Below are 15,532 nucleotides of genomic sequence, written 5' to 3' on the forward strand. Positions count from 1 at the left end.
TTGTCTAGCTAAAGGAGAACGGTAAATGGCAGAACGCAAGCGTAAAATTGTGAACGATCCGGTATATGGTTTTATTACGATTGACCATCCGTTGATCTTTACATTAATTTCCCATCCTTACTATCAGCGCCTGCGCAGGATCCATCAGATGGCGCTGGCGCATCTGGTTTATCCAGGCGCAATGCATACCCGTTTTCATCATAGCATGGGCGCTTATCACCTGATGTGTTTTGCGTTGCTGGAGTTAAAGGCGAAGGGCGTACACATTACGGCAGAGGAAGAGGTTGCTGCAAAGATGGCCATACTTTTGCATGATATAGGGCACGGACCTTATTCCCATGCGCTGGAAAACGGCATTATAGAAGGGGTGTCCCATGAAAAGATCAGCCAGTGGCTGATGGAAGAGCTGAACAGGGAGATGGACGGGGCGCTGACACTGACGATAGAGATCTTTAACGGACGTTATCATAAAACTTTTCTGCACCAACTGGTTTCCAGCCAGTTAGATGTAGACAGGATGGATTACCTGAACAGGGACAGCTTTTATACGGGCGTTTCCGAAGGGGTGATCGGGTACGATAGGATAATTAAGATGCTGACAGTACACCGTGACGAACTCATGGTGGAAGAGAAGGGGATCTATTCGATAGAAAAGTTCATCGTAGCACGCCGCCTGATGTACTGGCAGGTATACCTGCACAAAACAGTGCTGAGTGCTGAGAATATGTTGGTTAAGATACTGTGCAGGGCAAAGGAACTCGCATTACAGGGCGTTTCCCTGTTCGCTTCGCCGGCTTTACAGTACTTCCTCTATCATACTATCACGGCGGCCAACTTTGAACGGGAACCGGAATGCCTGCGGCAGTTCTGTTTGCTGGATGATTATGATATCATGGGCGCCATCAAGGTTTGGTCGCAACATCCTGATAAGATATTATCGCTGCTTTGTAACTGGCTCATTAACAGAAATTTATTTAAATGCATACTGAGTAATGAAGCTTTTGATGCCGATAGTATCCATCTCCTGAAGCAAAAGGTACAACAGGCATACGGCATTAGTGGGAAAGACCTGGACTATTTTGTGTTTACGGGAACGGCTTGTCTCAGTGCATATAATGTGAATAACGAGAAGATCAATATTCTTTTCAAGGATGGAACTGTAAAAGACATTTCCTCCATCGATAATGCACTGGTTAGTCATACGCTGGCTATACCCGTAAAAAAATTCTACATTTGTCATCCAAAAATCTGATGAATGGCTAATTATCAATTACAAATTCCGGAAATGCGAGTTGTGGGATAGGTAAAAATGATAGCTGGTCAGATCGGGTAACATTATTAATTAATAACTATGCAGTTTAGCGCATTACAATTGGCTACCATGCTGGATGGTAAGCTGGAAGGCAACCCGGACGTAAAAGTGAGCAACATCGCCAAGATAGAAGAGGCGGGTGAAGGGATGCTCAGTTTCATTGCCAATCCTAAATACGAAGAGTTCATTTATACTACCAATGCTTCGATACTGATAGTGAATGAGAGCCTTGTAACGGAAAAACCTGTTAAGTCAACACTGATCAGGGTGAAGGACGCTTATAGCAGCTTTGCCCTTCTCCTGGAAAAATATAAACAGATGGTGGGTAATAAGACCGGCATTCAGCAGCCGTCCTTTGTTCCTGCATCTGTAAAAGTTGGTCAGAATGTCTTCATTGGCGCTTTTGCCTACCTGGGAGAGAATGTGGTGCTTGGAAACAATGTGAAGATATACCCTGGCGTATACCTCGGCGATAATGTGACCGTGAAAGATGATACTGTCATCTTCCCTGGCGTGAAAGTATATGACAATTGTATACTGGGTAGCCGTGTTATACTGCATGCCGGTTGTGTGATAGGCGGAGATGGTTTCGGCTTCGCACCGCAACCCGATGGAACATACAAGAAAGTGCCTCAGATCGGTAATGTGATCATTCATGATGATGTGGAAATCGGGGCTAATACTACCATAGACCGTGCTACAATGGGTTCTACCATCATCCGTCAGGGTGTAAAACTGGATAACCTTATCCAGATAGCGCACAACGTGGATGTGGACACCAACAGTGTAATTGCGGCACAGACCGGTATTTCCGGCAGCACTAAGATCGGCAAGAACTGTGTGATAGGCGGACAGGTCGGCCTGGTTGGACATATCCAGCTGGCTGACGGTACCAAGATCAATGCACAGAGCGGCCTGTCAAAATCTATTACGGAACCCAATACAGCCCTGATGGGATCACCGGCTTTTGATTATAAAAGTTCGCTGAAAAGTCAGGCAATTTTTAGAAATTTGCCCGATCTCGAAAAACGTGTGAAGGAATTGGAAGACATGGTAAAACAACTGCTTTCCGTGCGGGAAGGTGTTTGATGAACAAAGGGATAAACAGTTTAAAAAAAATATGGATAATCAACAGTCGTCTAACCAACACACGATAAAAGACCCAGTAACTATATCGGGTGTTGGTTTACACACAGGTGCACATGTAAACATGACCCTGAAGCCGGCTACTCCCGGTTATGGTATTAAATTTCAGCGTGTCGATCTACCTGAACAACCTGTAGTTAAAGCCGATGTCGATTATGTCGTAGATACTGCACGCAGTACTACCCTCGAACACAACGGCGCCCGCGTAAGTACGATCGAACATATTATGGCAGCCCTGGTAGGTACCGGAGTTGATAACGTACACATCGAAATAGACGGTCCTGAGATCCCTATTATGGATGGTAGCTCCTACCCTTTTATCCAGAAAATAGAGGAAGCAGGTATTGCAGAGCAGGACGCCAAGAAGGTATGGTATTCTATCGATACCAACATCACTTACTACGACGACAAAAAGAATGTAGAAATGGTAGCGCTGCCTGCAGTAGACTACCGCATTACCTGTCTGATCGATTTTAATTCTCCCATATTAGGTACACAGCACGCTAACCTTAACAGTCTGCAGGACTTCAAAGAGGAAGTAGCGCCCTGCCGTACGTTCGTGTTCCTGCATGAACTGGAATACCTGATCTCCAACAACCTGATCAAAGGCGGCGATATCAATAACGCTATCGTGATCGTGGATAAAGCGGTAACTGAAGAACAACTGGGGCACCTGGCCAAAGTGTTTAACCGTGAACATATCAGCGTAGCACAGAGAGAAGGTATCCTGAATAATATACAGCTTCACTTCCCGAATGAACCAGCCCGTCATAAGCTGCTGGACATCGTTGGTGACCTGGCGCTGGTAGGCGTTCCGATTAAGGCGCATATCATCGCAAACCGTCCGGGACATGCTTCAAATGTGGAGTTTGCCCGTAAGATCAAGCAATATATCAAAAAGAACAAGCACATTAAAGATGTGCCTGTATATGATCCTAGTAAACCAGCTATCTTTGATCTGCCACGTATTGAAAGAACGCTGCCGCATCGTTATCCGATGCTGCTGGTAGATAAAATCATCGATCTTACCGATTCACAGGTAGTAGGTATCAAAAACGTCACCTTCAACGAGTACTTCTTCCAGGGCCACTTCCCCAGTAATCCGGTTATGCCGGGCGTATTGCAGGTAGAGGCGCTGGCACAATGTGGAGGTATTCTAGCACTCAACACTGTCCCTGATCCTCAGAATTACGATACCTATTTTATCAAAATCGACAACTGTAAGTTCAAGCAGAAAGTATTTCCAGGAGATACAATGATCCTGAAGATGGAATTGCTGAGCCCCATCAGAAGAGGCATAGTAGAAATGAGAGGAACCGTATTTGTAGGTAACAAAGTAGTAACTGAAGGTGACCTGACCGCTCAAATCATTAAAACAAGAGAAAGCTAAAAAATAGCAATGATCCATCCGCTTACTTACATTCACCCGGACGCCAAGGTTGCGCCAAACGTAAAGATCGATCCGTTCACTGTCATTCACAAAAATGTTGAAATTGGAGACGGCACATGGATCGGCTCTAATGTCACCATTATGGAAGGCGCGAGGATCGGTAAGAACTGCCGTATCTTTCCCGGGGCTGTAATTTCCGCCATTCCGCAAGACCTGAAATTTGCAGGCGAAGAAACCACAACTGAAATCGGAGACAACACCACCATCAGAGAGTACGTAACCATAAACAGAGGAACCAAGGACAAATGGAAAACCACGATCGGCAACAACTGTCTGATCATGGCCTACAGCCATATTGCACACGATTGTGAAGTGGGCAATTACTGTGTATTTTCCAACAATACCACCCTGGCAGGTCATATTACCGTGGGCGACCACGTAGTACTGGCGGGTATGGTAGCCGTTCAGCAGTTCTGTAAAATAGGCGCACACGCCTTTGTTACAGGAGGTTCCCTCGTGAGAAAGGATGTACCGCCTTATGTAAAAGCAGCACGCGAACCGCTATCTTACGTAGGTGTGAATTCCATCGGTCTGAAAAGAAGAGGTTTCTCTCTCGAAAAGATCAATCACGTATTGGATATTTACCGCATTATATTCGTGAAAGGATACAAGCTGTCAAAAGCGATCAGTATCATAGAAGCTGAATATCCTGCCACCGATGAAAGGGATGAAATACTCTCCTTCATCCGCGAATCTGGCAGGGGCATTATGAAAGGTTATACGTCACTAGCCGGCGACGAATGAAAATAACACTTCACCAGACAGGCAAACGTTTTAACTACGACTGGATATTCCGTCGTGTATCCGCTACTTTCGAAGCTGGCGGAAGATATGCCATACTGGGTCCCAATGGCTCGGGAAAATCAACTCTATTACAGGTTATCAGCGGCCACCTGCATCACAATGAAGGTACCGTTACTTATAGCACACCGGAAGAACTGCTCAATACTGATCAGTTTTTCCGGCATTGTGCCATTGCTGCTCCCTATCTCGAACTGATAGAAGAATTTACGCTTGCAGAAAGCCTGCAATTCCATCTTCAGTTCAAACAATTCATTCCTTCCATCACTCCCGCAGATGCTGTTGCCCTGGTGGGCCTGGAGAAATCCATGAACAAACAGATCCGCTATTTCTCATCCGGCATGAAACAGAGACTGAAACTGGCCCTGACCATTTTCTCTGATGTACCCGTGCTGTTGCTGGATGAGCCTTGCACCAACCTGGATGCAGCAGGTATTCAACTCTATCAGCAACTTATTACAGATTATAGCGGGGACCGCCTTATTATTGTCAGTTCCAATGATGAACAGGAATATTTCATGTGTCCCAATCACATCAGGATACAGGATTATAAATAGCGCCCGCTTAACGTGGTTGCAACAACCTGTCGTAGATCTTGTTTCTTATTTTTGATCATCAACTTATTTACTATATATGCAAACTGCCAGTAAAAAAGTAATCAATGGCTGGGCAATGTATGACTGGGCTAACTCAGTGTACAACCTGGTAATTACCACCACTTTTTTTCCTATTTATTTTACTACCATTACGAGATCTGATGCGAATGGCGACAATGTAACCTTCTTCGGAAAATCTTTCGTAAACTCTGCCCTGTATGACTACTCTATGGCCGCCGCCTTTATACTGGCAGCTTTATTGTCTCCCATACTTTCCTCCATAGCAGATACAAGAGGCAATAAGAAAAGGTATCTCATGCTTTTCACCTGGCTCGGCGGATTAAGCTGCTGCGCTTTGTTTAATTTCAAAGGACCTGATCCCAATGTTGAATATGGAGCGATCTTCTTCATACTTGCCACACTGGGATATTGCGGCGGACTGGTTTTCTATAATTCTTATCTGCCCGAAATAGCTGTTGTCGAAGACCGTGACCGTATCAGTGCCAAAGGCTTTGCAATGGGCTATATAGGCAGCGTGATACTCCAGCTGATCGGCTTTGCATTAGTTGTAGTAAAACCATTCGGTATGGCGGACGATATGCCTGTTCGCCTCACCTTCCTGCTGGTGGGACTCTGGTGGATCGGTTTTGCACAGATCACCTTTTTACGTCTGCCTAAATCCAGGGCTACCATTCAGGAACATAGCTCAAGTGTATTAACTGAAGGCTTCAGAGAGATCAGGAAAGTTTATGCGCAGGTGAAGAATATGCCGGTATTAAAAAGATTCCTGCGTGGCTTCTTCTTTTACAGTATGGGTGTTCAGACTGTAATGATGGCTGCTACCATCTTCGGTAGCCAGGAACTCGGATTACCTTCCGATAAGCTGATCATATCCGTAGTAGCTATCCAGATCGTCGCTGTACTGGGAGCCTGGGGAATGGCCAGATTGTCCGGCAAGTTTGGTAACCTTCCGGTGTTAATGATCGTAATTATTCTGTGGATCGCCATTTGCCTGGCGGGATACCGTATGCAGACTGCGACAGACTTTTATATGCTGGCAGTGGCAGTAGGACTGGTAATGGGTGGCGTACAGTCTCTCAGTCGTTCTACCTACGCCAAACTGATGCCCGAAACAGAAGATACTGCGTCTTTCTTCAGCTACTATGATGTAGTGGAGAAATTATCCATTGCTATCGGATTGATCACTTTCGGTTATATCCATGAAATGACAGGCAGCATGCGTAATTCTGTGCTGGCGCTGATAGTGTTCTTCCTTATAGGCTTGCTCTGGCTGTATGCCGCATTGCAAAAACAAAAAAGACTGGCAGCAGGAAACTGAAATTCCCGAACTTCAGTAAGCAAAATGATCCGATCATGAAGTTATACAGTATAGATACAGGCTACTTTAAACTGGACGGCGGTGCTATGTTTGGCGTAGTGCCCAAAAGCATCTGGAATAAACTGAATCCGGCAGACGCGAACAATATGTGCTCCTGGGCCATGCGCAGCCTGCTCATAGAAGACGGCGACCGCCTGATCCTGGTTGATACAGGCATCGGTAATAAACAGGATGAAAAATTCTTCAGCCACTATTACCTGCATGGCGACGCCAGTACTGACACTTCCCTTGCCAAATATGGGTTTCACCGCGACGACATCACCGATGTATTCCTGACCCATCTTCACTTCGACCATTGCGGCGGCGCTATAGAAAGGCAAGGGGATAAACTGCTTCCTGCCTTCAAAAACGCCAGTTACTGGAGCAACCAGGAACACTGGGATACAGCTACCAAACCCAATGACCGCGAGAAGGCGTCTTTTTTAAAGGAAAATATCCTGCCCATACAGGAAAGCGGACAACTGAAGTTCATTCCCCGGGAAGAAGGTATTCCTTTCAGCAATGACTTCAACATCCGCTTCGTATTCGGGCATACGGATTCCATGATGCTGCCGCAGATCCAGTATAAGGATAAAACGATCCTCTACATGGCTGACCTCTTGCCCAGCATCGGACATATCCCTATCCCATACGTCATGGCATACGATATGTTCCCGCTGACAACCCTGCAGGAGAAAAAGAGCTTTTTGCAGGAGGCCGTTGAGAATAATTATGTCCTGTTCCTGGAGCATGATCCTGTCAATGAATGCTGCACGGTACAGTTGACAGAAAAAGGCATCCGGGTAGCTGATACTTTCCTGCTTTCTGATATATAAACTGTGCCATATTGGCATCGTATACTGCTGCTGCACGTATTTTGTAATACCTTTCGAGGAGGTATATTTACCATGGCTATACATTTGACTCAAGACAATAAATTGAAGAAGCTAATAGTTGTAGGAGACAGGGTGCTCATTAAACTAACCACCCCCAACGAGCGCACAGACAGCGGCTTATATCTTCCTCCCGGCATGCAGGAAAAGGAGAAGGTACAACAGGGTTATGTGATCAAAACTGGTCCTGGCTACGCCCTGCCTTTGCCAAGCGAAGATGATGAGGCATGGAAACCGGAAGAAGAAAAAGTAAAATATATTCCGCTACAGGCGAAAGAGGGCGACCTTGCTATCTTCCTGGTAAGTGGCTCTACAGAAGTAGTTTATCAGGGTGAGAAATATTTCATCGTTCCCCAGGGAGCAATACTGATGCTCGAGAGAGAAGAAGAGCTATAATATAAGTTTCAGTTAGGATACAGGAATTAAGGACCGAAAATAACATGCAGATGCACCTGTTACCGGTCTTTAATTCCTGTTTTTTTATCCCCCCTTTTGTCCGAAACCGCTTTTCCATATCTTCAACAAAAATTTCTGCACCATGGCAACGAAAGAAGCATTTCTGGAGTACGTTCAAAACGGTTATTCCTTTAAAGGTGAACATATCAAACTAGGATGTGCCATGCTGGATGGCGAAGTCATAACTGGCGCCGATGTATCCCTTCCTTTGAAAACCTTAAACAGGCATGGCCTGATAGCCGGAGCAACCGGTACAGGTAAAACCAAAACATTGCAGGTCATAGCTGAAGCATTAAGTGATGCCAGCGTACCTGTCCTGCTGATGGACATTAAAGGCGACCTGAGTGGTATTGCCGCATCCGGAACAGGCAACGCCAAGATCGAAGAGCGCTACCAGAAAATAGGCGGCAGCTGGTCCCCATCTGCATATCCAACGGAACTGCTGTCCCTCAGTAAAGAGAAAGGCGCCCGTCTTCGTGCTACCGTAAGCGAATTCGGCCCCGTGCTGTTATCAAAAATACTGGAGCTGAACGATACCCAGGAAGGCCTGGTATCCATGATATTTAAATATTGCGATGATAATAAACTGCCACTGCTGGACCTGAAAGATTTCAAGAAAGTGTTGCAGTATGTAAGCGATGAAGGGAAAGCAGAGATGGAGAAAGACTATGGAAAGATCTCTACCACTTCAGCCGGTACCGTTCTCCGCAAAGTGATCGGTCTTGAGCAACAGGGCGCAGATATCTTTTTCGGAGAAGCGTCTTTCGAAGTGGATGACCTGATGCGGATCAGTGATGATGGCAGGGGTATTATCTCCATAGTGAGGGTAGCTGACATACAGAACCGTCCGAAGTTATTTTCCACTTTCATGTTAAGCCTGCTGGCAGAATTGTATGCCACGCTGCCGGAAGAAGGCGATCTCGAAAAGCCCAAACTGGTGATGTTCATAGATGAAGCACACCTCATCTTCCAGGAAGCCAGTACCGCACTGCTGCAACAGATCGAGACGATCATTAAACTGATCCGCTCCAAAGGTGTCGGCATTTTCTTCTGTACACAGAACCCTATGGATGTTCCGCCATCTGTACTGGGACAACTCGGTATGAAGGTGCAGCATGCATTACGTGCGTTCACAGCCAATGACAGGAAAGCCATCAAACAGACGGCTGAGAACTATCCCCTGTCAGAGTTCTACAAGACAGATGAGTTACTGACTCAGATCGGTATAGGTGAAGCGCTGATCACCTGTCTGAATGAGAAAGGGCAACCAACACCGCTGGCTGCAACAATGCTGGTATCTCCACGCTCCCGTATGGATATCCTGTCGGATGCAGAAGCAGACGCTATCGTAAACGCCTCTAAGCTTGTAAAGAAATATAACCGCGAAATAGACAGCGAAAGTGCTTATGAGATACTAAATGCCAAACTGGAGGAAGCAGCCGAAAAAACGGCCCAGGAGAAGGAAGAAAAGGCATCCTCCAAAGGTGGTGGCAGGCAGAAAGAAGAAAAAGGTATTCTGGAAACCGTGCTGACCAGTTCTGCTGCACGCCAGGCCGGCCGTACTGCTGCCAATATCATTACACGCAGCCTGCTCGGTGCGCTGGGACTGGGTGGTAAAAGCAGTAAGAAAAGCAGCTGGTTCTGAGAAATTCTGAATATTCACTATCTTATTGCCCTTAACAGACCAAACTAAGATTACATGGAAAAAATCATTAAGACCGGCATATGTGCGTATGGCATGTCAGGCCACATTTTTCACGCACCTTTTATTCATGTACATCCCGGGTTTGAACTAACGGCTGTAGTGGAGAGAAGTAAACACATGGCCCAGGAAAGGTATCCGGATGTGAAAATTTATAAGAGTGTTGAAGAGATGATCGAGGATAGTTCCCTGGAACTGATCGTTGTCAATACACCTAACTATACACACTACGAATATGCCAAAGCTGCATTGAAAGCCGGTAAACATGTGATCGTGGAAAAACCTTTCACCGTTGCATCTGCAGAAGGACAGGAACTGATCGAACTGGCTAAAAGCAAGGGACTGTTATTAAGCGTATACCATAACCGCCGTTATGATGGCGATTTCAAGATCGTCCGGCAGGTAATAGCCAGTGGCGACCTGGGAGATATCCTGGAAGCGGAGATCCATTACGACCGTTACAGGGAGGAATTAAGTTATAAGAAACACAAGGAAGCAGCTTTACCCGGTACCGGCGGCCTGTATGACCTCGGCTCTCACCTGGTTGACCAGGCGCTCCTGTTGTTCGGTATGCCTGATGCTATCTGGGCGGATATCCGTATTATCCGTAAAGAATCGCTCGTAGATGATTACTTTGAGTTAGTATTCTTCTACGATAAATTACGCGTTCGTCTGAAGTGCAGTTATATCACCAGGGAACCTATTCCTTCTTACCAGTTCCATGGACGTAAAGGCTCTTTCATCAAGACAAAGGCCGATACGCAGGAAACGATGCTGCAACAGGGCCTTATGCCGGGTGCTCCGGGTTGGGGCGTGGAAGGCATCCATGAGTGGGGCCTGCTGCACACCGAAAAAGAGGGCGAGGTGATCAGGCAATACCTGCCTTCTCCTAAAGGCAACTACCTTGATTACTTCGATGGTATGTATAATGCGATCGCTAAAGGCGCTCCCGTACCGGTAGAACCTACTGATGCTGTCAATGTGATCCGTGTCATTGAAACCGCATTTCAAAGCAGTAAAGAAGGCAAGATCATCAAGCTGTGATCAGCTGAAGAACTATAAGAGAAAGGGCGGTATCATTGATGCCGCCCTTTCTCTTTTATAGTTCTTTTATACCAGATGCACTCTTCCTAACGCATCCCTGCCCGCTCTTCCTTCTGCTATCAGGAATTGCATGACCTCAAGCAAAACTTCTTCTTTTACAGATGATAATCTGCCACGTACGTCTTCCCATTCCATCGGTTCTGACCGTAGTTGAGCAATCAGCTGTGTTGCTACGTCTTCCGCCTCCTTCCCTCCCAGCGGCTTTTTCTTTTTCTCTATACATATATCGCAAACGCCGCAGGCAGGTGTGTTCTTCTCTCCGAAGTATTGCACCAGCATTTGTGTCCGGCAGGTTTCTTTATTCCTCACATAATCCATCATGGCATCCAGCCGGTCTTTATACACCTGCATCCGCTCTTTTATCCTGATAGCGTCAACACGCAGGTGTTGCGCAGAAACACGTTCCTGTGTGAAGCATAATTGTGGCTCTTCTTTCCGTTGGCTGTATTTCAGGATCCCCCGCTGATGCAGTTGCTGCAACCATTCTATGATCTGCGCCTCAGGTTTGCGCATGATACGCGCCAACTGCCTTTCGTATACGGGCACCGGCGTATCAAAGATGCCTTCATATGTTCGCAGAAGTGTCTGCAATAAAACATCGTAGTTAGGTTGCCTGTCGGTAAAATCGTACAGCGTTTGTTTGCTGATAATAAACTCAACCCGGGAAGGCATAAATACGCTTTCACTCAATTGCAGAATATCTTCCTGTTCCAGGATCCTTAATGCGCTGTATGCGATGGTAACATTCAGTTCAAACTTTCGAACGAAGTCATTGATGTCAAAATTATAATAAACGCCCTCGGGGCTACCTACCGGTACCTGCAGATAGTTCACGAGACACTGGTACACTTCACGGATCTCCGATACTTCCGGGAACTGCAAGGCTATCATTTTCACCATCTCATTCAGTTCCTGCTGCTGGAATAACAATACGGCGTATGCCTTCTTCTCATCCCTCCCGGCGCGGCCAGCCTCCTGGTAATAAGCTTCCAGTCCATCGGTAGCGTCATAATGTATTACTACTCTCACATCGGGCTTGTCTATACCCATACCGAAAGCGTTTGTACATGCCATTACCCTGATCCTGCTATTCAGCCATAACTCCTGGCGGGCTGCCCGTTCTTCTCCGGTCAGTCCCGCATGATAATAAGTAGCTGCGATACCATCTTTTTCCAGCATCTCGGCCACTTCGCGGGTACGCTTACGGTTACGGCAGTATACAATGGCACTGCCCTGCACACGTTGCAGGATATGTTTTAGCTTCTCAGGTTTGTTATCTTCTTCAATGACACTATAGGAAAGATTATGACGGGCAAAACTTTTGGTAAATACAGCCGCCTTTTTCATCAGCAGCTTATCGCAGATATCCTCTTGCACTTTGGGAGTAGCTGATGCTGTGAGCGCCAGTATAGGCACACCGGGAAAATACGCTCTGATGGCAGCAATTTTCAGATATGCAGGCCTGAAATCATATCCCCATTGGGAAATACAGTGCGCTTCATCAATAGCCAGCAGATTCACAGGCATACCGTCACAATACTCCAGGAAGCGCTTACTCTCCAGCCGTTCAGGTGAGAGATAGAGGAACTTGTATTTCCCCCGGCGTACTTCCTCCAGCAACCGTTCCACATCCTGATAATACATCCCGGCATAGATAGCCACTGCAGGTATATTCCGCTTTTGCAGATTAGCCACCTGGTCTTTCATCAGGGCGATGAGCGGTGTTACTACCACACATACACCTTCTTTTAACAAAGCCGGTACCTGGAAGCAAATGGATTTCCCTCCGCCTGTAGGCAGGAGCGCAAGCGTATCTTTACCGCTGCAGACAGATTGAATAATGTCTTCCTGTAAAGGACGGAATTGTTCGTATCCCCAGTATTTTTTGAGTATGTCGGACGGATTAGCCATATCGGTGCAGCTGTAAAAATAAAGAATTGCTCACATCTGCACATGCAAGGTTATCAGATCACCTTCTTATAGCGTAACCTAACGGAGTTCACAGCCAGTACAATGTCAGACAGCGCCATGACGCCCGCCCCGGATATAGGGCTTAATACCCCGAATGCTGCAAAAGGAATTGCGATGATGTTATAGATGAAGGCCCAGAAGAGGTTCTGTTTGATAGTGAGATAAGTATGCCGTCCCAGTCCTAATGCCAGTGGCAGGGAAGACAGGCGGTTATTCAACAATATGACGTTCGCGCTTTGCATAGCTACGTGGGTGGCATCGCTCAGTGAAATACCGATGCTTGCCCTGGCCAATGCGGGAGCATCGTTGATACCATCTCCCACCATAGCTACTGCCGCATCTTTCATGAGGGCATCTATTTTTTGCAGTTTCTGTTCAGGTGTCTGCCCCGCAAATACTTCGGTAATACCTGTCTGCGCTGCCAGTTCCCGGCACTTACGTTCAGTATCTCCGCTCAATAATACGGTCCTGATCCCCCTCTGTTGCAGCTGTTTCACCATAAGGGCCGCGTCTGGCCTGATCTCATCGATAAAATCGATCCAGCCTACCAGCTGGCCATTCTTTAGCAAATAGATGTTATGACTGTCATCTGTAGTAACATTTTCGGCCATTACAAAAGAGCCGAGTTGCCACTCATTACCGGCAGCGTCCCTGGCCTGCATGCCCCTGCCTTTTATTTCCCGGACCTGCTGTAAAGGTGTTTCCCCCTCTCCTTTCCACAAGCCGGAAAGCGAGCGGGCAATGGGGTGAGAAGAATATTTCTCCAGGCTGTAAACTGTCTTCTTGAATTCCTGTTCAGTCATTCCTTCAAAATGATAATTCCCTACCTGTAGTTTGCCGGTTGTGAGCGTACCGGTTTTATCCAGCACGACATATTTGATGTCTTTAAATGCTTCCAGTGTATTGGCGCCTTTGATGAGGATCCCATTGTTTGCAGCACGTCCCAGTCCTACCATTACGGCCGCAGGCGTAGCCAGCCCCATAGCACATGGGCAGGCAATAACAAGTACTGCAATACTTTTCATAATGGCTTCGCCGGTAGTGACATGGCCGAAAATGGCCCATCCCAGGAAGGTAGCGATCGCAATGCCCAATACCAGTGGTACGAAGATGCCGCTGATCCTGTCGGCCAGCTTTTGCATGTTAGGTTTGCTGCTCTGTGCCTGTTTCACCAGTTCGATGATATAGGATAACACCGTGTCTTTACCAGTGGCAGTGATGAACATCTTGATACTGCCGTCTTCCATGATAGTACCACCGATAGCCTTATGCTTTTCGCTTTTAGCAACAGGCTCACTTTCACCGGTGATCATGGATTCGTTGATATGACCGCTGCCCCAATAAATAGTACCATCCATAGGGACCTTATCGCCTGTATTGACTAATACTCTGTCACCCGGCTTCAGGGTTTGGTTATCGACGATGTTAATATGCTCATGGTCATTGTGCTCTGTTATCAGTCTTGCGGTGGTCACCTGCATTCTTGCCAGATCGGCAATGGCGGTAGTAGTTTGTTTAACAGAACGCTCTTCCAGCAGGTTACCCAGGAAAACCAGCGTAATAATAGCTGCAGCTGTTTCGTAGAACATGTATTCGCTGCCCATATTTCCCAGCGTACCGGTAAGACTATAGCCGTAAGCGGCGGTAGCGCCAAGTGTGATCAATACGTCCATATTGGCCAGCTTGTTCACGAGCGATCTCCAGGCGCTGCGCCCGAAGTGCCATAAGCCCATAAGATATACGGGCGTAGACAGTACCAGCTGTACATATGGGTTATGCAGCCATGCCCAGTTCACCCACATATGCAGGAGCAATGGAGCGGTAAAGATGGCGCAGAAAATGAATTTAAACGTCAGTGTATTGAGGAAAGCTGTTTTAGGTTGAGGCTGGTCCGGTAATACGATCTGATATCCCATCTGGTTAATACCGTTCAGCACATCATTGGCGGAAGAGATCCCTTCCGGTAAGGTAAAGCTCAACTCTTCCGTAGCGAAGCTTACGTTCACATCCTGCATCCCTTTATTTTCCAGGTATCGTGACACCGATTGCGCGCAATTGGTGCAATGCATACCCCTAACTTTACAACTGATCGTTTCCATGATTCACCTAAAATTATTAATATCATAATACCTTAACAAAGGTACCAAGCACCGTTTTACGTGAATAAAATATTAATGCAACCGGGTATCGACACAACCACTTATTGTACAGATTATCAAGCCGTTCAGTGTAGCCTGACTTTTAATGCAACTCAGTAGCAACCAATGACATAGTAATTAGCTAAATTTACTGCATGGAATGGACATTTTCTCAGGAAGAACTGTCTGCAACGGCAGAAAGCTTCTGGCAACATTACAAGGGGCAACATATATTTACCCTGGAAGGGCCGATGGGAGCAGGTAAAACCACATTTGTAAAAGCGCTGTGTGCAGCCAGAGGAGTGGAAGATGCTACCGCCAGTCCTACTTTCTCCATCATTAACGAGTATGCTTTCAGGGAAAACGGTGAGGTCTATAGCATTTATCACCTGGACCTTTACAGGCTGAAAGACGAAGAAGAAGCCATAGCGGCGGGAGTCGAAGATACCATATACCGTGATCATGCGATCAGTTTCGTAGAATGGCCAGACATCATCAATGACCTATTGCCACCGGATACTATCCGGTTGCAACTATCAGTATTACCCGATAAAAAAAGGCTATTACGCGCCGGATAATGCTTTG

The 15,532-nt window shown here is 46.6% G+C and carries 13 protein-coding genes; 11 read left to right on the forward strand and 2 right to left on the reverse strand.

The features are described from left to right. Positions 1 to 25: 25 nt before the first annotated feature. The 10 genes from C7475_RS08500 (at position 26) to C7475_RS08545 (ending at position 10,778) form a co-directional block, all read left to right on the forward strand. Positions 26 to 1,252: an HD domain-containing protein gene (locus C7475_RS08500; RefSeq protein WP_110052946.1), complete on the forward strand. Its 1,227-nt coding sequence runs from the start codon at positions 26 to 28 to the stop codon at positions 1,250 to 1,252. Positions 1,253 to 1,351: 99 nt separating this feature from the next. After that, the gene (gene lpxD / locus C7475_RS08505) at positions 1,352 to 2,401 is read left to right on the forward strand and encodes a UDP-3-O-(3-hydroxymyristoyl)glucosamine N-acyltransferase (protein ID WP_110052947.1); all 1,050 of its coding nucleotides are present in this window, start codon (positions 1,352 to 1,354) and stop codon (positions 2,399 to 2,401) included. Between the two features lie 31 nt (positions 2,402 to 2,432). Continuing rightward, entirely contained in the window at positions 2,433 to 3,848 is a 1,416-nt protein-coding gene (locus tag C7475_RS08510) for a bifunctional UDP-3-O-[3-hydroxymyristoyl] N-acetylglucosamine deacetylase/3-hydroxyacyl-ACP dehydratase (protein ID WP_110054011.1), read from the forward strand. A gap of 9 nt (positions 3,849 to 3,857) precedes the next feature. Further along, the gene (gene lpxA, locus C7475_RS08515; RefSeq protein WP_110052948.1) at positions 3,858 to 4,652 is read left to right on the forward strand and encodes an acyl-ACP--UDP-N-acetylglucosamine O-acyltransferase; all 795 of its coding nucleotides are present in this window, start codon (positions 3,858 to 3,860) and stop codon (positions 4,650 to 4,652) included. Continuing rightward, positions 4,649 to 5,266 carry an ATP-binding cassette domain-containing protein gene (locus tag C7475_RS08520; protein ID WP_110052949.1) on the forward strand — a complete coding sequence of 206 codons (618 nt, stop codon included), beginning with the start codon at positions 4,649 to 4,651 and terminating at the stop codon, positions 5,264 to 5,266. Before lpxA ends, C7475_RS08520 begins: the two co-directional genes overlap by 4 nt. Before the next feature lie 76 nt (positions 5,267 to 5,342). Further along, positions 5,343 to 6,644: an MFS transporter gene (locus C7475_RS08525; protein WP_110052950.1), complete on the forward strand. Its 1,302-nt coding sequence runs from the start codon at positions 5,343 to 5,345 to the stop codon at positions 6,642 to 6,644. A 35-nt stretch (positions 6,645 to 6,679) separates the two neighbouring features. Continuing rightward, on the forward strand, positions 6,680 to 7,519 hold the full coding sequence (locus tag C7475_RS08530) for an MBL fold metallo-hydrolase (RefSeq protein ID WP_110052951.1): 840 nt from the start codon (positions 6,680 to 6,682) through the stop codon (positions 7,517 to 7,519). A 102-nt stretch (positions 7,520 to 7,621) separates the two neighbouring features. After that, complete coding sequence (locus C7475_RS08535; RefSeq protein WP_233259796.1) at positions 7,622 to 7,972, forward strand: co-chaperone GroES family protein; 351 nt, start codon at positions 7,622 to 7,624, stop codon at positions 7,970 to 7,972. A gap of 142 nt (positions 7,973 to 8,114) precedes the next feature. After that, positions 8,115 to 9,677, forward strand: a complete 1,563-nt coding sequence (locus tag C7475_RS08540; RefSeq protein ID WP_110052952.1) for a helicase HerA-like domain-containing protein — start codon at positions 8,115 to 8,117, stop codon at positions 9,675 to 9,677. Between the two features lie 54 nt (positions 9,678 to 9,731). Then, the gene (locus C7475_RS08545) at positions 9,732 to 10,778 is read left to right on the forward strand and encodes a Gfo/Idh/MocA family oxidoreductase (protein ID WP_110052953.1); all 1,047 of its coding nucleotides are present in this window, start codon (positions 9,732 to 9,734) and stop codon (positions 10,776 to 10,778) included. A gap of 66 nt (positions 10,779 to 10,844) precedes the next feature. Here C7475_RS08545 and C7475_RS08550 read toward each other — a convergent pair whose 3' ends face one another. Beyond that, entirely contained in the window at positions 10,845 to 12,749 is a 1,905-nt protein-coding gene (locus C7475_RS08550) for an ATP-dependent DNA helicase RecQ (protein WP_110052954.1), read from the reverse strand. 53 nt (positions 12,750 to 12,802) lie between these two features. Next, a complete protein-coding gene (locus tag C7475_RS08555; RefSeq protein WP_233259797.1) occupies positions 12,803 to 14,878 on the reverse strand; it encodes a cation-translocating P-type ATPase in 2,076 nt (691 codons plus the stop codon). A 224-nt stretch (positions 14,879 to 15,102) separates the two neighbouring features. On the opposite strand from C7475_RS08555, the gene tsaE reads away from it, so the two are divergent. Next, complete coding sequence (gene tsaE / locus C7475_RS08560; RefSeq protein ID WP_110052956.1) at positions 15,103 to 15,525, forward strand: tRNA (adenosine(37)-N6)-threonylcarbamoyltransferase complex ATPase subunit type 1 TsaE; 423 nt, start codon at positions 15,103 to 15,105, stop codon at positions 15,523 to 15,525. The last annotated feature ends 7 nt before the right edge of the window (positions 15,526 to 15,532 follow it).

This window comes from Chitinophaga sp. S165 (assembly GCF_003182155.1).
Classification (GTDB): Bacteria; Bacteroidota; Bacteroidia; order Chitinophagales; family Chitinophagaceae; genus Chitinophaga.

What these genes read in the sequence shown, in the direction of transcription:
- C7475_RS08500 (WP_110052946.1), top strand. Translation starts at nt 26, where the DNA reads ATGGCAGAACGCAAGCGTAAAATTGTGAACGATCCGGTATATGGTTTT.
- lpxD (WP_110052947.1), top strand. Translation starts at nt 1,352, where the DNA reads ATGCAGTTTAGCGCATTACAATTGGCTACCATGCTGGATGGTAAGCTG.
- C7475_RS08510 (WP_110054011.1), top strand. Translation starts at nt 2,433, where the DNA reads ATGGATAATCAACAGTCGTCTAACCAACACACGATAAAAGACCCAGTA.
- lpxA (WP_110052948.1), top strand. Translation starts at nt 3,858, where the DNA reads ATGATCCATCCGCTTACTTACATTCACCCGGACGCCAAGGTTGCGCCA.
- C7475_RS08520 (WP_110052949.1), top strand. Translation starts at nt 4,649, where the DNA reads ATGAAAATAACACTTCACCAGACAGGCAAACGTTTTAACTACGACTGG.
- C7475_RS08525 (WP_110052950.1), top strand. Translation starts at nt 5,343, where the DNA reads ATGCAAACTGCCAGTAAAAAAGTAATCAATGGCTGGGCAATGTATGAC.
- C7475_RS08530 (WP_110052951.1), top strand. Translation starts at nt 6,680, where the DNA reads ATGAAGTTATACAGTATAGATACAGGCTACTTTAAACTGGACGGCGGT.
- C7475_RS08540 (WP_110052952.1), top strand. Translation starts at nt 8,115, where the DNA reads ATGGCAACGAAAGAAGCATTTCTGGAGTACGTTCAAAACGGTTATTCC.
- C7475_RS08545 (WP_110052953.1), top strand. Translation starts at nt 9,732, where the DNA reads ATGGAAAAAATCATTAAGACCGGCATATGTGCGTATGGCATGTCAGGC.
- C7475_RS08550 (WP_110052954.1), bottom strand. Translation starts at nt 12,749, where the DNA reads ATGGCTAATCCGTCCGACATACTCAAAAAATACTGGGGATACGAACAA.
- C7475_RS08555 (WP_233259797.1), bottom strand. Translation starts at nt 14,878, where the DNA reads ATGCATTGCACCAATTGCGCGCAATCGGTGTCACGATACCTGGAAAAT.
- tsaE (WP_110052956.1), top strand. Translation starts at nt 15,103, where the DNA reads ATGGAATGGACATTTTCTCAGGAAGAACTGTCTGCAACGGCAGAAAGC.